This is a genomic window from Pseudomonas idahonensis, from assembly GCF_037903935.1.
Classification (GTDB): Bacteria; Pseudomonadota; Gammaproteobacteria; order Pseudomonadales; family Pseudomonadaceae; genus Aquipseudomonas; species Aquipseudomonas danubii.
Genome location: NZ_CP149586.1, coordinates 1,154,220 through 1,171,838 on the forward strand (window position 1 = coordinate 1,154,220; position 17,619 = coordinate 1,171,838).

Genomic DNA, 17,619 nt, shown 5'->3' on the forward strand with positions numbered 1-17,619 from the left:
GCTCGATGGCTGACACTGCACTCTGCAATCCAAATGAATTTGATAGGGAAGGAACACCACAATGGCTATTACTAAAGACCAACTGATCGCTGATATCGCTGAAGCTATCGACGCGCCGAAAACCACCGCGCGTAACGCCCTGGACCAACTGGCCCAGATCGTTGCTGATCAATTGGAAAATGGCGGCGAAATCACTCTGCCAGGTATCGGCAAACTGAAAGTGACCGAGCGTCCTGCCCGTACTGGCCGTAACCCATCGACTGGCGCTGCCATCGAAATCGCTGCCAAGAAAGTTATCAAGCTGGTTGTGGCTAAAGGCCTGACCGACGCTGTTAACAAGTAAGACTTGCAGTGAAACCGTGCTCAGAAGTACTCCGGGCACGGTTTGTGTGACACCGATTCACGCAAGGTGAATCGTCTTTGAATCTCCCGCCTCTCTAGCTCTTCCTAACCCAGCGTTCCTGACTCCAGGCCTGTTGCTGTGCCTTGTCTTTGAAGGTCCAGGCGACGAAGCGGCTCTGTTTCTGTCCCTGGGACATCTCCACCACCTGGCTTTCCAGGGCCCCGGCCTTTTTCAGCGCGCTTTCAATCGCCGGCAGGTTCGAGGCCTTTGACACCAGGGTGCTGAACCACAGCACTTGTTGGCCGACGCCGGCGCTCTCGCTGATCAACTGGCTGACGAAACGGATCTCGCCACCCTCGCACCAGAGTTCCCGGGCCTGGCCGCCGAAATTCAGCACTGGCAGCTTGCGCTTGGGATCGGCCTTGCCCAGAGCTCGCCACTTGCGCTGGCTGCCGCGGGTGGCCTCGTCCAGGGAGGCATGGAAGGGCGGGTTGCACATGGTCAGGTCGAAACGCTCGGTGCTTTCCAGCAGGCCGCTGAGGATCTGCCTGGGATTGCCCTGCTGGCGCAGGCTGATGGTCTTGTTCAAGCCGTTGGCCTGGACAATGGCCTTGGCCGCGGCCAGGGCAGTGCTGTCGATGTCCGAACCGAGGAACTGCCAGCGGTAGTCGCTGTAGCCGATCAGCGGGTAGATGCAGTTGGCGCCGACCCCGACGTCCAGCACCCGTACCGCCGCGCCACGAGGGATTTCACCCTGGTTGTGGCTGGCCAGCAGGTCGGCGAGGAAATGCACGTAGTCGGCGCGACCGGGCACGGGTGGGCAGAGAAAGTCCGCCGGAATGTCCCAGTGGGCAATGCCGTAGAAGGCCTTGAGCAGGGCGCGGTTGAACACCCGCACGGCCGCCGGGTCGGCGAAGTCGATGCTTTCCTTGCCGTAGGGATTGAGGATCACGAACTGCCCCAGTTCCGGGGTGCTCTTGATCAGTTGCGGGAAGTCGTAACGCCCCTGGTGACGATTGCGCGGATGCAGGCTGGCCTTTTCCCGGGGTGCGGCGTTTTTGGCCGGGGAGGCGGTTTTGGGCTTTTTGCGCGCAGGCTTTGGGGTGTTGGGGGCGGTCATGGGGGATCGATTCGGGGCTGGTTCAAAGTGGCGGGCATTGTCACACAGGAGCAACGGTAAGTTTCAAGCGGCGAGCGACAAGTGATGCAAGCGTGCCTTCTCGCTACATAAGACAGCGCGCATAAAAAAGGGAGGCCTGTACGGGCCTCCCTCTTTCACACTGCGCGAATCGCCGTTACAGGCTGGAGATCCGTGCGTGCTGCTCTGCCAGCTTGCCCAGAGCCTGTTCGGCTTCGGCCAGTTTGGCGCGTTCCTTCTCGATCACTTCGGCCGGAGCCTTGTCGACGAAGGAGGCGTTGGACAGCTTGCCGCCCACTCGCTGCACTTCGCCTTGTAGGCGTTGGATTTCCTTGTCCAGACGGGCCAGTTCCGCACCTTTGTCGATCAGGCCGGCCATGGGCACCAGCACTTCCATCTCGCCCACCAGGGCGGTGGCGGACAGCGGCGCTTCGTCGCCGGCACCCAGCACAGTGATGGATTCGAGTCGGGCCAGCTTCTTCAGCAAGGCTTCGTTCTCGGTCAGGCGACGCTGGTCTTCGGCGCTGACGTTCTTCAGGAACAGGGCCAGGGGCTTGCCCGGGCCGATGTTCATTTCCGCGCGAATGTTGCGAGTGCCGAGCATCAGGCCCTTGAGCCATTCGATGTCGTCTTCGGCGGCCTGGTCGATGCGGGCTTCGTTAGCCACCGGCCAAGGTTGCAGCATGATGGTCTTGCCGGTGCTACCTGCCAGCGGCGCCAGGCGCTGCCAGATTTCTTCGGTGATGAACGGCATGAACGGATGGGCCAGGCGCAGGGCCACTTCCAGTACCCGCACCAGTGTGCGACGGGTGCCGCGCTGGCGTTCAACCGGCGCGTTCTCGTCCCACAGCACCGGCTTGGACAGCTCCAGGTACCAGTCGCAGTACTGGTTCCAGATGAACTCGTACAGGGCCTGGGCGGCCAGGTCGAAACGGAACTGGTCGAGCTGACGGGTCACTTCAGCTTCGGTGCGCTGCAGTTGCGAGATGATCCAGCGATCCGCCAGGGACAGCTCATAGGCCTCGCCGTTCTGACCGCAGTCCTCGCCCTTATCCAGCACGTAGCGCGCAGCGTTCCAGATCTTGTTGCAGAAGTTGCGGTAACCCTCGACGCGGCCCATGTCGAACTTGATGTCGCGGCCGGTGGTGGCCAGGGAGCAGAAGGTGAAGCGCAGGGCGTCGGTGCCGTAGCTGGCGATGCCGTCGGCGAATTCGGCGCGGGTCTGCTTCTCGATGGCTTTCTGCAGTTTGGGCTGCATCAGGCCGGTGGTGCGCTTCTGCACCAGGGTTTCGAGGTCGATACCGTCGATGATGTCCAGCGGGTCGAGGACGTTGCCCTTGGACTTGGACATCTTCTGGCCCTGGCCGTCGCGGACCAGACCGTGCACGTACACGGTCTTGAACGGAACCTGCGGCGTGCCGTCTTCGTTCTTCACCAGGTGCATGGTGAGCATGATCATCCGGGCGACCCAGAAGAAAATGATGTCGAAGCCGGTGACCAGCACGTCGGTCGGGTGGAAGGTCTTGAGGAAGTCGGTCTGTTCCGGCCAGCCCAGGGTGGAGAAGGTCCACAGGCCCGAGCTGAACCAGGTGTCGAGTACGTCGTTGTCCTGCTGCAGGGCAACGTCCGGACCGAGGTTGTGTTTGGCGCGGACTTCGGCTTCATCGCGACCGACATAGACCTTGCCCGATTCGTCGTACCAGGCCGGAATCCGGTGGCCCCACCACAGCTGGCGGCTGATGCACCAGTCCTGGATGTCGCGCATCCAGGAGAAGTACATGTTCTCGTACTGCTTGGGCACGAAGGCGATGCGGCCGTCTTCCACAGCAGCGATGGCAGGTTCCGCCAGCGGCTTGGTGGAGACGTACCACTGGTCGGTGAGCCACGGCTCGATGACGGTGCCGGAGCGGTCGCCCTTCGGCACTTTCAGGGCGTGGTCGTCGACGCTGACCAGCAGGCCGGCAGCGTCGAAGGCGGCCACGATCTGCTTGCGCGCTTCGAAACGATCCAGGCCCACGTACTCGGCCGGGATCTTGCCGTCGACGGTTTCGTTGAGGCTGCCGTCCAGGTTGAACACCTGGCAGGCCGGCAGCACGGCGGCGTTCTTGTCGAAGATGTTGAGCAGCGGCAGGTTGTGGCGCTTGCCGACTTCGTAGTCGTTGAAATCGTGGGCCGGGGTGATTTTCACGCAGCCGGTGCCGAATTCAGGGTCGCAGTAGTCATCGGCAATGATCGGGATGCGCCGGCCGACCAGGGGCAGTTCGACGAACTTGCCGATCAGCGCCTTGTAACGCTCGTCTTCAGGGTTCACCGCGACGGCGGAGTCGCCGAGCATGGTTTCCGGACGAGTGGTGGCGACGATCAGGTAGTCGTTGCCTTCAGCGGTCTTGGCGCCGTCGGCCAGTGGATACTTCAGGTTCCACAGGAAGCCTTTCTCGTCGTGGTTTTCCACTTCCAGATCGGAAATCGCCGTGTGCAGCTTGGTGTCCCAGTTCACCAGGCGCTTGCCGCGGTAGATCAGACCATCTTCGTGCAGGCGCACGAAGGCTTCCTTCACCGCTTCCGACAGGCCGTCGTCCATGGTGAAGCGCTCGCGGCTCCAGTCCACGGAGGAGCCCAGGCGACGGATCTGGCGGCTGATGTTGCCTCCGGATTGATCCTTCCATTCCCAGACTTTTTCGAGGAATTTTTCCCGGCCCAGATCATGGCGATTCTGGCCCTGGGCTTCGATCTGACGCTCCACCAGCATCTGTGTGGCGATACCGGCGTGGTCGGTACCCGGCTGCCACAGGGTGTTGCGACCCTGCATGCGGCGGAAGCGGATCAGGGCGTCCATGATCGCGTTGTTGAAGCCGTGGCCCATGTGCAGGCTGCCGGTGACGTTCGGCGGCGGGATCATGATGGTGTAGGAGTCGCCCGCGCCTTGCGGGGCGAAGTAGTTCTCGGACTCCCAGGTCTGGTACCAGGAAGTTTCAATGGCGTGCGGCTGGTAGGTCTTATCCATGCGCGGCGGGACCCTATTGGCATTTATTCAGGAAAAGCCGGGAAGTATAGCGGAGGGGGGCAGCAGCAAGCCACAAGCGGCAAGCGACAAGATGGCCATGCCCGGCTTTTGCGTGTGGCTTATGGTTTGCCGTTGGTGGCTGCCGCGAGCAGGCGTTCCAGGCGGGCGTCGAGGCGGCGCTTGATTTCGGTTTCGATGTGCGGGGCGAAATCGTCGATCACGTCTTGCATGATCAGCTGGGCAGCGGCACGCAGTTCGGTATCCAGGTGCAGCAGGGCATCGGCGCTGTTGCTGGCAGGGGCGGGTTTGGCTGCGGGGGCGGTCGCTGGAGCTGGAACAGGGGCTGGTGCCGTCACTTGAATGGGTGCCGGTGCAGCTTGCGGTTTGGCTTGCGCTGCGGGTGCAGCTTCGGTTTCGTCAGGTTGCTGGCTGCCCACCATGTCGAACAGCAGGGGGATTTGCACTTCGCCGCTCACGGTTTCGGTCAGCAGTGGCGGTTGCAGATTGTCATCGCCGAGCAGTTGACGGATCGACTCGAGGTCGTCCAGCAGATGCGCGGGCTTTTGCAGTGGGTTGGGAGTGTCCATCGGGTGCTCAGAGTCGCTGTAAACGGTGATCTTGCAGAGGATAGCCCTGTTCGCGATAGAAACGGAAACTCTCGCGGGCCGCCTGACGAATAGTCGGGTCTTCCACCACCACTTCGGCAATTCGGGCAAAGCGCGGTGCAAAGGCCGGTACTTTCAGGTCCAGGTTCACCAGCAGGTCGTTGTGTTCGCCAGGGTCTTGGCCCAAGCCAAGCACGATCAGGCCGTCGGCTTCGCTTTCTGCCGGGCCGTGGGGAACGAAGGCTTCGCCCTTGAAGCGCCACAGGCGGGCATCGAGCTCGTCCCGTTGTTGGGCGTCGCTGCAATGCAGGTAGATGCGATGGCCCATGCGCCAGGCCTTGTCGGTGAGCTTGCAGGCAAAATCCAGGCGCGCCGCAGGGTCCGCGCTGGGAAGAATGTAGAAGTCGACTTTGGTCATTGGGATTCCTGAGCCGGAAAGGGCGCCGCCTTCAAGCGACACCCTCCGCGGTCATGGTTTTCAGGCTTTGGCGCGGTCCAGCAGGTATTGGGTCAGCAGGGGTACGGGGCGGCCGGTGGCGCCCTTGTCCTTGCCGCCGCTGGTCCAGGCGGTGCCGGCGATATCCAGGTGCGCCCAGTTCAGGTTCTTGGTGAAGCGCGAGAGGAAGCACGCGGCAGTGATGGTCCCGGCCTTTGGCCCGCCAATGTTGGCGATATCGGCGAACGGGCTGTCCAGTTGTTCCTGGTACTCATCGAACAACGGCAGTTGCCAGGCGCGGTCGTCGGCTTGCTGGCCGGCGCTGAGCAGTTGGCCGATCAACTCGTCGTTGTTGCCCAGCAGGCCGGACGTATGGGCGCCCAGGGCGACCACGCAGGCACCGGTCAGGGTGGCGATGTCGATCACGGCCTGGGGCTTGAAGCGTTCGGCGTAGGTCAGGGCGTCGCACAGCACCAGACGGCCTTCGGCGTCGGTATTGAGGATTTCCACGGTCTGGCCGCTCATGGTGGTGACGATATCGCCAGGCCGTGCAGCGCCGCCGCTGGGCATGTTCTCGGCGCAGGCCAGGATGCATACCAGGTTGATCGGCAGTTGCAGTTCGAGCACGGCGCGCAGGGTGCCGAACACGCTGGCGGCGCCGCCCATGTCGTATTTCATTTCGTCCATGCCGGCGCCCGGCTTGAGGCTGATGCCGCCGGTGTCGAAGGTGATGCCCTTGCCCACCAGGGCAAACGGCTTCTCGGATTTCTTGCCGCCGTTGTATTGCATGACGATCAGGCGCGGCGGCTGGTCGCTGCCCTGGCCTACGGCATAGAACGAGCCCATGCCCAGTTCCTTGATCTTCTTCTCGTCAAGGACTTCGACTTTCAGGCCCTTGAACTCCTTGCCCAGGGCCTTGGCCTGTTCACCCAGAAACGTCGGGTGGCAGACGTTCGGCGGCAGGTTGCCCAGGTCGCGGGTAAAAGCCATGCCTTTGGCGATGGCTTGGGCGTGGGTCACGCCGCGCTCGACTTCAGCCTGGGCGGCCTTGATGGTCAGCAGGGTGATTTTCTTCAGGGCGCGGGGTTCGGCTTTCTGGCTCTTGTAGCGATCGAATACGTAACCGCCGTCCACCAGGGTTTCGGCCAGCAGACGGGTCTTGCCATAGCTGTCGCGGCCTTTGACCACGACTTCGTCCAGAGCCAGCACGGCATCGCTGCCGCCCAGGCCCTTGAGGGTGGCAAGTACACCGCTGATGATCTTGCGGAACGGGCGGTCGCCCAGTTCCTCATCCTTGCCGACGCCCACCAGCAGCAGGCGTTCCGCCTTCAGCTTGGCCACGCCGTGCAGCAGCAGGCTCTGGCCGACCTTGCCGGCCAGATCGCCGCGCTTGAGTACGGCGCTGATGGCGCCGCCGCTGAGTTCGTCGAGTTGCTTGGCCACGTTGCCGAGTTTGCGGCCTTCGCCGACGGCGACCACCAGGGTGGCGGTCTTCAACGTTTCCGGGCTAGCGCTTTTTACAACCAGTTCCATGTCTGGGTCCCTGAATGAATGGTCAAAGAGCGCAGGAAAGACTCCGGCGCGGGGCTTATCTATATAGAAGAAGGCGTCGCGTGCTGCCGACGACAAAGCCGCCAGTTTGAACCTCGCCCGTTGCGGCTGACAACCCTCGTCTTGGCCAAGTTCGCTGCTTTAGAGCGTCGGGTGAGCATCCTCCGTGACAGGCGCGCGCAATCACAGGATAATGCGCCATCTTTTTTTCGGCGGCCCTGTCTCTGGGGCCGGCTCGATACGTTTGCTTGTTCGGCCGCCTTAGCCTGACAACCCTGGAGTGTCTGGTTTGATCGTCTTTCGTTATCTATCCCGCGAAGTCCTGTTGACCCTGAGTGCCGTGAGTGCGGTGCTGCTGGTCATCATCATGAGCGGACGCTTCGTCAAGTTCCTCGCACAAGCCGCCTCGGGCGCCCTGGACCCGGGCTCGCTGTTCCTGATCATGGGCTTTCGTCTGCCGGGCTTTTTGCAACTGATCCTGCCATTGGGACTGTTCCTGGGCATTCTCCTGGCTTACGGCCGGCTCTATCTCGAAAGCGAGATGACCGTGTTGTCGGCTACCGGTATGAGTCAGCAGCGTTTGCTGGGCATGACCATGATCCCGGCGGCCCTTGTGGCCCTGCTGGTGGCCTGGTTGAGCCTGAGTCTGGCGCCGCAGGGGGCCAATCAGTTCCAGTTGCTGCTGAACAAACAGGATGCACTGACCGAGTTCGACACCCTGGTGGCCGGGCGCTTCCAGGCGCTCAATGATGGCACTCGGGTGACCTATACCGAGCAGCTTTCCGAGGACCGCACCAATCTTTCCGGAGTGTTCATCTCCGAAAAACGCCTGAGCCGGGAGAAAAAGGACCAGGGCATTTCGGTGCTGGTGGCCGAGAAGGGGCACCAGGACATTCGTCCCGATGGCAATCGCTACCTGATCCTGGAAAACGGCTATCGCTATGACGGCAATCCAGGTGAGGCCAACTACCGGGTGATCAAGTACGACACCTACGGCGTGCTGCTGGAGCGGCCTGATGTCAGCGACGAAGTCACCGATCGCGATGCCATGCCCACTGCTGATCTGATCGGCAAGGATGACCTGCGGGCCCGTGCCGAGCTGCAATGGCGCCTGTCTCTGCCATTGCTGGTGTTTATCGTGACCTTGATGGCGGTGCCGTTGTCTCGGGTCAACCCGCGCCAGGGCCGCTTCCTCAAGCTGATCCCGGCCATCCTGCTGTATATGGCGTACCTGACTATCCTGATCGCGGTACGTGGCGCCATGGAGAAAGGCAAGATCTCGCCAACCCTGGGGCTGTGGTGGGTTCACCTGATGTTCCTGGCGATTGGTCTGGGTTTGATGTACTGGGAACCGTTGCGTTTGAAGATGGCGAGTCGTCGCAGCATGAAGGAGATGGCTCGTGGTTAAGCTCGATCGCTATATCGGTAGCAGTGTGTTCATGGCTATTCTCGCGGTCCTGGGGATCATCCTCGGGCTGGCTTCGCTGTTTGCCTTCATCGATGAGATGGGCAGTGTCAGCGATACCTACACCGTGATGGACGTGATGAGCTACGTGGCGCTCACTGCTCCGCGCCGGGTCTATGAAATGTTGCCGATGGCCGGCCTGATCGGCTGCCTGATCGGTCTTGGCTCCCTGGCCAGCAACAGCGAGCTGACCATCATGCGTGCTGCCGGCGTTTCTGTCGGTCGTATCGTCTGGGCGGTGATGAAACCGATGCTGGTGCTGATGCTGGTGGGCGTGCTGGTGGGCGAGTACGTGGCGCCGGCCACCGAGACCCAGGCCCAGGCCAGTCGCGCCCTGGCCCAGGGTTCCGGCGATGCCCAGAGCTCCAAGCGCGGCCTGTGGCACCGCCAGGGCGAGGAGTTCATCCATATCAACGCAGTGCAGCCCAATGGCCTGCTGTATGGCGTGACTCGCTATCACTTCGATGACAGTCACCACATGTTGTCGTCGAGTTTTGCCCGTCAGGCACGGTTCCACGAGAGCTACTGGCAGTTGACTGATGTCACCACCACCTATTTCCGTGACGGTCACACCGAGGTCATCAGCGTGCCCGATGAGCGTTGGGATGTGGCCCTGAGCCCGCAACTGCTGAGCACCGTGGTCATGGCGCCGGAGTCCCTGTCCATCAGTGGTCTGTGGGGCTATATCCATTATCTGGCCGACCAGGGTTTGAACAATGGCCGCTACTGGCTGGCGTTCTGGGTCAAGGTGCTGCAGCCGTTGGTGACGGCGGCCCTGGTGCTGATGGCGATTTCCTTCATTTTCGGACCGCTGCGTTCGGTGACCCTGGGGCAGCGGGTATTCACCGGCGTATTGGTGGGCTTCACCTTCCGTATCGCCCAGGACCTGCTGGGCCCTTCGAGCCTGGTGTTTGGCTTCTCGCCGCTGTTCGCGGTGCTGGTGCCGGCGGGTATCTGTGCCATTGCTGGTTTCTGGCTATTGCGCCGAGCCGGCTGATTCATTGGCTCTACCAGGCGATTAGCGCAACGCCCCGGTCCTTGAATCGGGGCGTTTTTGCATTTGACAAACGCTGATAGGCGAGCGTGACGCTCGTGCCGAGTATCAGGTACAATTCCCGGCTATTTTTCGGCGGGCCCTGCCTGCAGCCTTTTTGAGTGTTCATCCGTGAGTGATTTGAGTCATATCCGCAATTTCTCCATCATCGCCCACATTGACCATGGCAAGTCGACTCTGGCCGATCGTTTTATCCAGATGTGCGGCGGCCTGGCCGATCGCGAAATGGAAGCCCAGGTTCTGGACTCCATGGACCTTGAACGTGAGCGCGGGATCACCATCAAGGCCCACAGCGTCACCCTCTATTACAAAGCCAAAGATGGCATCACCTACCAGCTGAACTTCATCGATACCCCGGGCCACGTGGACTTCACTTATGAAGTCAGTCGCTCCCTGGCGGCCTGTGAAGGTGCTCTGCTGGTGGTGGACGCCGGTCAGGGTGTTGAGGCCCAGTCGGTAGCCAACTGCTATACCGCCATTGAGCAAGGCCTGGAAGTCATGCCGGTGCTGAACAAGATCGACCTGCCACAGGCCGATCCGGAGCGGGTCAAGGAAGAGATCGAGAAGATCATCGGTATCGATGCCACCGATGCCGTGACTTGCAGCGCCAAGACCGGCCTGGGCGTGGATGAGGTGCTTGAGCGCCTGGTCGCCACTATCCCGGCTCCTACCGGCAATATCGAAGACCCACTGCAAGCACTGATCATTGACTCCTGGTTCGACAACTACCTGGGCGTTGTGTCCCTGGTGCGTGTGCGTCACGGCCGGGTGAAGAAGGGCGACAAGATCCTGGTGAAATCCACCGGCAAGATCCACCTGGTGGACAGCGTCGGCGTCTTCAACCCGAAACACACCGCCACCACTGACCTCAAGGCCGGTGAAGTGGGCTTCATCATCGCCGGCATCAAGGACATTCACGGGGCACCGGTGGGTGACACCCTGACCTTGAGTTCGACCCCGGACGTGGAAGTACTGCCAGGCTTCAAGCGCATCCAGCCGCAGGTCTATGCCGGCCTGTTCCCGGTCAGCTCCGACGACTTCGAGGATTTCCGCGAAGCCTTGCAGAAGCTCACCCTCAACGACTCGTCGCTGCAGTACACCCCGGAAAGCTCCGACGCCCTGGGCTTCGGCTTCCGTTGCGGGTTCCTCGGCATGCTGCACATGGAGATCATCCAGGAGCGCCTGGAGCGCGAATACGACCTGGACCTGATCACCACCGCGCCGACGGTGATCTTCGAGCTGCAGTTGAAGAACGGTGAAACGATCTATGTCGACAACCCGTCCAAACTTCCGGATCTGTCGGCGATTGAAGACATGCGCGAGCCGATCGTGCGGGCCAATATTCTTGTGCCGCAAGAGCACCTGGGCAACGTCATAACCCTGTGCATCGAGAAGCGTGGCGTGCAGCACGACATGCTGTTCCTGGGTAGCCAGGTCCAGGTGACCTACGATCTGCCGATGAACGAAGTGGTACTGGACTTCTTTGACCGCCTGAAATCCACCAGCCGCGGCTATGCTTCGCTGGATTACCATTTCGATCGCTACCAGTCGGCTAATCTGGTCAAGCTGGATGTATTGATCAACGGTGAGAAAGTCGACGCCCTGGCGTTGATCGTCCACCGTGACAACGCCCACTACAAAGGGCGTGCGTTGACCGAGAAGATGAAGGAACTGATTCCTCGGCAGATGTTTGACGTGGCAATCCAGGCCGCCATTGGCGGGCAGATTGTGGCGCGGACAACCGTCAAGGCGCTCAGAAAGAACGTACTGGCCAAATGCTACGGTGGCGACGTCAGCCGTAAGCGCAAGCTGTTGGAAAAGCAGAAGGCCGGTAAGAAACGCATGAAGCAAGTGGGCAACGTGGAAATTCCACAAGAAGCCTTCCTTGCCGTGCTCAGGTTGGATAGTTAGGTCCTATGTCACTAAATTTCCCGCTGTTGCTGGTCATCGCTGTCTTTGTCTGCGGTCTCTTGGCGTTGCTCGACCTGGTGTTTCTGGCACCGCGTCGGCGCTCGGCCATCGCCAACTATCAGGGCAGCGTCAGCCAGCCGGATGGGCTGGTGGTCGAAAAGCTGAGCAAGGAACCGCTGCTGGTTGAGTACGGCAAGTCGTTCTTTCCGGTGCTGTTCATCGTCCTGGTGCTGCGTTCGTTCCTGGTGGAACCGTTCCAGATTCCGTCGGGCTCGATGAAGCCGACCCTGGATGTGGGCGACTTCATCCTGGTGAACAAGTTTTCTTACGGGATTCGCTTGCCGGTGATCGACAAGAAAGTCATCGAAGTCGGTGATCCGCAGCGCGGCGATGTGATGGTGTTCCGCTACCCAAGCGACCCGAACGTCAACTACATCAAGCGTGTGGTCGGCCTGCCGGGCGATGAAGTGCGCTACACCAGCGACAAACGCTTGTTCGTCAACGGTCAGCCGGTGGCGGAGCAGTTGGTCGGGGCTGAACCCGGCACCCTGGGCAGCGCTGAGCTGTACAAGGAAAAACTCGGTGCCGCCGAGCACTTGATCCGCAAGGAAATGAGTCGCTATCGGCCCGCTCCGGACGGGCGCTGGGTGGTTCCCGCCGGGCACTACTTCATGATGGGCGACAACCGCGACAACTCCAACGACAGTCGCTACTGGGACGATCCAAGTATTCCCAAGGATCTGCTGGGCATGGTTCCCGACAAGAATATCGTCGGCAAGGCCTTCGCAGTCTGGATGAGCTGGCCCGAACCGAAACTCAGCCACCTGCCGAACTTCTCGCGGGTTGGCCTGATCAAGTAATCACACACGGCGCTGTTGAACACAGCGCCGAATGCTTTTCTGGCTCTTGTATAAAACGCCCTTGCCCTCGGGCATCGCGTAACAGCTTTGTGACCAGAAGCATGCAGTCAACGATATTCAGGATGTGGATTTGAACACAGCGTTAATTGCCACCCGCACCTCGTGCGCGGCCCCTAGGATGGTGAGTTTCGGCAACGAAATCAGCGTGGGTAAACCGTGAGCGTTTCTTTGAGCCGTCTCGAGCGTCAGCTCGGTTATACCTTCAAGGACCAGGAACTGATGCTTCTGGCCCTCACCCATCGCAGCTTTGCCGGGCGCAACAATGAACGCCTGGAATTCCTCGGTGATGCCATCCTCAACTTCGTGGCCGGCGAGGCGTTGTTCGAGCGTTTCCCCCAGGCCCGCGAAGGCCAGCTGTCGCGTTTGCGCGCACGCTTGGTGAAAGGTGAAACACTGGCAGTACTGGCCCGTGGTTTCGACCTGGGCGAATACCTGCGCCTGGGCTCCGGCGAATTGAAGAGCGGCGGTTTCCGTCGTGAGTCGATCCTCGCCGATGCCCTGGAAGCCCTGATTGGTGCGATCTACCTGGACGCCGGCATGGAAACCGCCCGTGACCGCGTGTTGTCCTGGCTGGCCTCGGAGTTCGAGAGCCTGACCCTGGTGGACACCAACAAGGACCCCAAGACCCGGCTGCAGGAGTTCCTCCAGTCTCGCGCCTGTGAACTGCCACGCTACGAAGTGGTGGATATCCAGGGCGAACCGCACTGCCGGACATTCTTCGTTGAATGTGAAGTCACCTTATTGAATGAAAAAAGCCGAGGTCAGGGTGTGAGCCGTCGTATTGCCGAACAGGTAGCGGCCGCCGCAGCACTGATTGCCCTGGGCGTGGAGAATGGCCATGACTGATTCAACCGCAACACGCTGTGGCTATGTCGCCATCGTCGGCCGCCCCAATGTGGGCAAGTCGACGCTGCTCAACCATATCCTCGGCCAGAAGCTGGCGATCACCTCGCGCAAGCCTCAGACCACACGCCACAACATGCTCGGGATCAAGACCGAAGGCGCCATCCAGGCGATCTATGTCGACACCCCCGGCATGCACAAGAGCAACGAGAAGGCGCTGAACCGCTACATGAACAAGACCGCTTCGGCGGCCTTGAAAGACGTGGACGTGGTGATCTTCGTGGTGGACCGCACCAAGTGGACCGACGAGGACCAGTTGGTCCTTGAGCGTGTCCAGTACGTGCAGGGGCCGGTGATCCTGGCGATCAACAAGACCGACCGCATCGAGGACAAGGCCGAGCTGATGCCGCACCTGGCCTGGCTGCAGGAGCAACTGCCGAATGCCGAGATCGTGCCTGTTTCCGCGCAGCAGGGGCACAACCTCGAAGCCCTGGAAGGCCTGATCGCCAAGCACCTGCCGGAGAACGACCACTTCTTCCCGGAAGACCAGATCACCGACCGCAGTTCCCGTTTCCTGGCGGCCGAACTGGTGCGCGAGAAGATCATGCGCCAGCTGGGTGCCGAGCTGCCGTACCAGATCACCGTGGAAATCGAAGAGTTCAAGCAGCAGGGCAAGACCCTGCATATTCATGCCTTGATTCTCGTCGAGCGCGACGGACAGAAGAAAATCATCATTGGCGACAAGGGTGAGCGGATCAAACGCATCGGCATGGAAGCGCGCAAGGACATGGAGCTGCTGTTCGACTCCAAGGTCATGCTCAACCTCTGGGTCAAGGTCAAGGGCGGCTGGTCCGATGACGAGCGCGCCTTGCGCTCCCTGGGCTACGGCGACCTCTGACGCCCTTCGCCGGCCAGCCGGCTCCTGCAGCGCCCTGTAGGAGCCGGCTTGCCGGCGAACAGCTACAACCCCTTCTTCGGACCCGGTTCCCTCTCTGCCCCTGAGATCCCTCGCAACCATGTCCAGCACCGCTCCAGTCGGCCAACTTGCCTACGTCCTGCACAGCCGCGCCTACCGCGAAAGCAGTGCATTGGTGGATTTCCTTACCCCCCAAGGTCGCCTGCGCGCTGTGCTGCGCAACGCACGGGGCAAGGCCGGTACCCTGGCGCGCCCCTTTGTTCCTCTGGAAGTCGAGTTTCGCGGCCGCGGCGAGCTGAAGAACGTCGGGCGCATGGAAAGTGCCGGCATCGCATCCTGGCTCAATGGCGAAGCGCTGTTCAGTGGTCTGTATCTGAATGAACTGCTGATCCGCCTGCTGCCGGCGGAAGATCCCCATCCGGCGGTATTCGACCACTACGCCGCCACCTTGCTGGCCCTGGCCGAAGGCCGGCCCCTGGAGCCCCTGCTGCGGGCCTTTGAGTGGCGCCTGCTGGACGATCTGGGCTACGGCTTCGCCCTGGACAGCGACATCCACGGCGCGCCCATCGCTGCCGATGGGCTGTATCGCCTGCAGGTGGATGCCGGACTGGAGCAGGTGTTCCTGCTGCAGCCGGGTCTGTTCAATGGCACCGAGCTGTTGGCCATGGCCGAGGCCGACTGGAGCGCTCCTGGCGCGTTGTCGGCAGCCAAGCGCCTGATGCGCCAGGCCCTGGCAGTGCATCTGGGCGGCCGGCCCCTGGTCAGTCGCGAGCTGTTTCGCAAGCCTTGAGCCTGGCTGTTGTTTGGCCGTCGGCATCGGTAGTCCATCTGGCGCCGCCATTGTGCGTTCGCGCAAATGGCAACGGACCCTGTTCTCCCCGTATGCTGTGCGCCGAATCTTCATTTACTCAGGAGCGCTTTCGTGACCACCAGCAATCGCATTCTTCTCGGCGTGAACATCGATCACGTTGCCACCCTGCGTCAGGCCCGCGGCACTCGTTACCCGGACCCGGTCAAGGCCGCGCTGGACGCTGAAGAAGCGGGCGCCGACGGCATCACCGTGCACCTGCGCGAAGACCGTCGGCATATCCAGGAGCGCGACGTGCTGCTGCTCAAGGACGTGCTGCAGACCCGCATGAATTTCGAGATGGGTGTTACCGAAGAAATGATGGCTTTTGCCGAGCGCATCCGCCCGGCGCATATCTGCCTGGTGCCGGAAACCCGCCAGGAGCTGACCACTGAAGGCGGGCTTGACGTGGCCGGGCAGGAAGCGCGGATCAAGGCGGCGGTGGAGCGCTTGTCGAAAATCGGTGCCGAAGTGTCCCTGTTTATCGACGCTGACGAGCGTCAGATCGAGGCCTCCAAGCGCGTTGGCGCGCCGGCCATCGAGCTGCACACAGGGCGTTATGCCGATGCCCAGACGCCGAGTGAAGTGGCCGATGAGCTGCAGCGTATCGTCGACGGGGTTGCCGTAGGTTTGGCCCAGGGGCTGATCGTCAATGCCGGCCATGGCCTGCATTACCACAACGTTGAAGCGGTGGCGGCGATCAAGGGCATCAATGAGCTGAACATCGGCCATGCCCTGGTGGCTCATGCCCTGTTCGTCGGTTTCAAGGGAGCGGTAGCCGAGATGAAAGCGCTGATCCTGGCGGCTGCAGCCAAGGCCTGAGTGCTCTTCGCCGGCAAGCTGATTCCTGCAACCTCTGTAGGAGCCGGCTTGCCGGCGAAGGTTTTCAGAGCGGCGGATTGTCTTCCGTCGGCTTGGTCTTGTTGACCCCTGGGACGTGCAGGTTGCCCTCGGCGACCTGATCGCCTTCCAGCTGCGGCTGGGTCACCCAGGTCAGGATGTCGTAGTAGCGCCGGATGTTGGCCACGAAATGCACCGGCTCGCCGCCTCGGGCATAGCCATAGCGGGTCTTGCTGTACCACTGCTTCTGCGACAGCCGCGGCAGCATCTTCTTCACATCCAGCCACTTGTTCGGGTTCAGGCCTTCCCGTTCCGCCAGCTTGCGGGCGTCGTCCAGGTGGCCGGTGCCGACGTTGTAGGCGGCGAGAGCGAACCAGGTACGGTCCGGCTCCTCGATCTTGTCGTCCAGTTGTTGCTTGATGTAGGCCAGGTACTTGGCGCCGCCGCTGATGCTCTGCTTGGGGTCCAGGCGGTTGGACACGCCCATGGCCTGGGCGGTGTTCTGGGTCAGCATCATCAGCCCGCGCACGCCGGTCTTGGAGGTGACCTCGGCCTGCCACATGGATTCCTGGTAACCCACGGCCGCCAGGAGTCGCCAGTCGACCTTTTCCTGTTTGGCCGAGGCCTTGAAGTGCTTCTCGTACTTGGGCAGGCGCTGCTGCAGGTGCTGGGCGAAGGTGTAGGCGCCGACATAGCCGAGCACGTCCACGTGACCGTAATAGCGGTCCTTGAGGCGTTGCAGGGTGCCGTTCTTCTCGACTTTGTCGAGGAAGCTGTTGATTTCGTTGAGCAGGCTATTGTCGTCACCGGCGGCCACGGCCCAACTCTGGCTGCGGGCGTCCCCGAGGTCGAAGGCCACCCGCACCTTGGGGAAGTACACCTGGTTCATCGCCAGTTCGTTGGAGTCCACCAGGGTCAGGTCGATCTGTCCCTCGTCCACCATGCGCAGCAGGTCCACGACTTCCACGGCGTCGGACTCTTCGTATTCGATCCCGGGGTACTTGAGCTTGAGCTCCGCCAGTTGCTCTGCGTGACTGCTGCCCTTGAGCACCATGATGCGCTTGCCCACCAGGTTCTGTGCGCTGGTGGGCCGGGACTGGCCATTGCGATAGATGACTTGCGGGGTGACTTCCAGATACGGATGGGAAAACCGGACTTGCTGCTTGCGCTTTTCGCTGCCGACCAGGCCGGCGGCGGCCAGCACCGGGCCCTTGGGTTGACCCAGTTGGTTGAACAGATCGTCGAGGTTGTCGGCGGTCTCGATCTTCAGCTCCACCCCCAGATCATCGGCGAAGCGCTTCACTAGCTCGTACTCGAAGCCGGTTTCGCCGTTGCGGTCCTGAAAGTAGGTGGCGGGGCTGTTACGGGTGATCACCCGCAGCACGCCATCCTCCTTTACGCGCTCAAGGGTGCTGGGTTTCTCAACACAGGCGCCGAGCATCAGGAAGAGTCCGGTTACGATGAGCCACTTGGCGCAGCGCGGACGTAAAGCCATAGGGGAAAACATTGGCGCAGTATACGCAAAGGATAACGGCCGCCATATCTCGACAGCGAAGGGCTTGTCTGCTAGCGCCGGGTGGCCTGGGCTGGAGGCCTCAAGAATGGGGCTTCGGCCGTCTATATGACGATTAAAATAACCTACGGCAATGACCTTGATGAGCCTTTGTTATAGGCCGTCGGGTCTGGGCCGACGTCCGGGGGCACCCCGGTTTGCGTTTCGAGTGCCGATGCCAACGGTTTACGTTA

At 61.4% G+C, this 17,619-nt stretch carries 15 protein-coding genes; 9 read left to right on the top strand and 6 right to left on the bottom strand.

The features are described 5' to 3' along the window. The first annotated feature begins 61 nt into the window (after window positions 1-61). On the top strand, window positions 62-343 hold the full coding sequence (locus WIN67_RS05225) for an HU family DNA-binding protein (RefSeq protein ID WP_003440137.1): 282 nt from the start codon (window positions 62-64) through the stop codon (window positions 341-343). Between the two features lie 94 nt (window positions 344-437). On the opposite strand, the gene rlmF is transcribed toward WIN67_RS05225, so the two are convergent. The 5 genes from rlmF to WIN67_RS05250 all read right to left on the bottom strand — a co-directional run bounded on the left by rlmF (window position 438) and on the right by WIN67_RS05250 (window position 7,059). Next, window positions 438-1,463: a 23S rRNA (adenine(1618)-N(6))-methyltransferase RlmF gene (rlmF, locus tag WIN67_RS05230; protein ID WP_265074214.1), complete on the bottom strand. Its 1,026-nt coding sequence runs from the start codon at window positions 1,461-1,463 to the stop codon at window positions 438-440. A 175-nt stretch (window positions 1,464-1,638) separates the two neighbouring features. Further along, window positions 1,639-4,485 (bottom strand): valine--tRNA ligase, encoded by a 2,847-nt coding sequence (locus WIN67_RS05235; protein WP_265074215.1) that lies wholly within the window; start codon window positions 4,483-4,485, stop codon window positions 1,639-1,641. Between the two features lie 119 nt (window positions 4,486-4,604). Beyond that, a complete protein-coding gene (locus WIN67_RS05240) occupies window positions 4,605-5,072 on the bottom strand; it encodes a DNA polymerase III subunit chi (protein ID WP_102878481.1) in 468 nt (155 codons plus the stop codon). A gap of 7 nt (window positions 5,073-5,079) precedes the next feature. Next, window positions 5,080-5,508 carry a DNA polymerase III subunit chi gene (locus tag WIN67_RS05245; RefSeq protein WP_102861272.1) on the bottom strand — a complete coding sequence of 143 codons (429 nt, stop codon included), beginning with the start codon at window positions 5,506-5,508 and terminating at the stop codon, window positions 5,080-5,082. Window positions 5,509-5,568: 60 nt separating this feature from the next. Continuing rightward, on the bottom strand, window positions 5,569-7,059 hold the full coding sequence (locus WIN67_RS05250) for a leucyl aminopeptidase (RefSeq protein ID WP_102861273.1): 1,491 nt from the start codon (window positions 7,057-7,059) through the stop codon (window positions 5,569-5,571). Window positions 7,060-7,366: 307 nt separating this feature from the next. Between WIN67_RS05250 and lptF the strand changes: the two genes are divergently transcribed. From lptF to pdxJ, 8 genes are all read left to right on the top strand, one after another. Next, entirely contained in the window at window positions 7,367-8,485 is a 1,119-nt protein-coding gene (gene lptF / locus WIN67_RS05255; RefSeq protein ID WP_102878482.1) for an LPS export ABC transporter permease LptF, read from the top strand. Next, on the top strand, window positions 8,478-9,539 hold the full coding sequence (gene lptG, locus WIN67_RS05260) for an LPS export ABC transporter permease LptG (protein ID WP_339070725.1): 1,062 nt from the start codon (window positions 8,478-8,480) through the stop codon (window positions 9,537-9,539). The genes lptF and lptG overlap by 8 nt, the downstream gene beginning before the upstream one ends. Before the next feature lie 168 nt (window positions 9,540-9,707). After that, window positions 9,708-11,507 carry a translation elongation factor 4 gene (lepA, locus tag WIN67_RS05265; protein WP_102861276.1) on the top strand — a complete coding sequence of 600 codons (1,800 nt, stop codon included), beginning with the start codon at window positions 9,708-9,710 and terminating at the stop codon, window positions 11,505-11,507. 5 nt (window positions 11,508-11,512) lie between these two features. Beyond that, the gene (gene lepB / locus WIN67_RS05270; RefSeq protein WP_102861277.1) at window positions 11,513-12,367 is read left to right on the top strand and encodes a signal peptidase I; all 855 of its coding nucleotides are present in this window, start codon (window positions 11,513-11,515) and stop codon (window positions 12,365-12,367) included. Window positions 12,368-12,583: 216 nt separating this feature from the next. Then, window positions 12,584-13,273: a ribonuclease III gene (rnc, locus tag WIN67_RS05275; protein ID WP_102861278.1), complete on the top strand. Its 690-nt coding sequence runs from the start codon at window positions 12,584-12,586 to the stop codon at window positions 13,271-13,273. Further along, window positions 13,266-14,168: a GTPase Era gene (era, locus tag WIN67_RS05280; RefSeq protein WP_016967829.1), complete on the top strand. Its 903-nt coding sequence runs from the start codon at window positions 13,266-13,268 to the stop codon at window positions 14,166-14,168. The genes rnc and era overlap by 8 nt, the downstream gene beginning before the upstream one ends. Before the next feature lie 118 nt (window positions 14,169-14,286). Next, window positions 14,287-14,976 carry a DNA repair protein RecO gene (gene recO / locus WIN67_RS05285; protein WP_102861279.1) on the top strand — a complete coding sequence of 230 codons (690 nt, stop codon included), beginning with the start codon at window positions 14,287-14,289 and terminating at the stop codon, window positions 14,974-14,976. Between the two features lie 132 nt (window positions 14,977-15,108). After that, window positions 15,109-15,855 carry a pyridoxine 5'-phosphate synthase gene (gene pdxJ / locus WIN67_RS05290; RefSeq protein WP_047301928.1) on the top strand — a complete coding sequence of 249 codons (747 nt, stop codon included), beginning with the start codon at window positions 15,109-15,111 and terminating at the stop codon, window positions 15,853-15,855. A 64-nt stretch (window positions 15,856-15,919) separates the two neighbouring features. On the opposite strand, the gene mltF is transcribed toward pdxJ, so the two are convergent. Next, on the bottom strand, window positions 15,920-17,380 hold the full coding sequence (gene mltF / locus WIN67_RS05295; RefSeq protein ID WP_102878484.1) for a membrane-bound lytic murein transglycosylase MltF: 1,461 nt from the start codon (window positions 17,378-17,380) through the stop codon (window positions 15,920-15,922). Window positions 17,381-17,619 lie beyond the last annotated feature (239 nt).

Excerpts from the sequence above, each read along its gene's own strand:
- lepB (WP_102861277.1), top strand. The coding sequence starts at position 11,513 with ATGTCACTAAATTTCCCGCTGTTGCTGGTCATCGCTGTCTTTGTCTGC.
- WIN67_RS05235 (WP_265074215.1), bottom strand. The coding sequence starts at position 4,485 with ATGGATAAGACCTACCAGCCGCACGCCATTGAAACTTCCTGGTACCAG.
- rlmF (WP_265074214.1), bottom strand. The coding sequence starts at position 1,463 with ATGACCGCCCCCAACACCCCAAAGCCTGCGCGCAAAAAGCCCAAAACC.
- WIN67_RS05250 (WP_102861273.1), bottom strand. The coding sequence starts at position 7,059 with ATGGAACTGGTTGTAAAAAGCGCTAGCCCGGAAACGTTGAAGACCGCC.
- era (WP_016967829.1), top strand. The coding sequence starts at position 13,266 with ATGACTGATTCAACCGCAACACGCTGTGGCTATGTCGCCATCGTCGGC.
- mltF (WP_102878484.1), bottom strand. The coding sequence starts at position 17,380 with ATGTTTTCCCCTATGGCTTTACGTCCGCGCTGCGCCAAGTGGCTCATC.
- recO (WP_102861279.1), top strand. The coding sequence starts at position 14,287 with ATGTCCAGCACCGCTCCAGTCGGCCAACTTGCCTACGTCCTGCACAGC.
- WIN67_RS05225 (WP_003440137.1), top strand. The coding sequence starts at position 62 with ATGGCTATTACTAAAGACCAACTGATCGCTGATATCGCTGAAGCTATC.
- WIN67_RS05240 (WP_102878481.1), bottom strand. The coding sequence starts at position 5,072 with ATGGACACTCCCAACCCACTGCAAAAGCCCGCGCATCTGCTGGACGAC.
- WIN67_RS05245 (WP_102861272.1), bottom strand. The coding sequence starts at position 5,508 with ATGACCAAAGTCGACTTCTACATTCTTCCCAGCGCGGACCCTGCGGCG.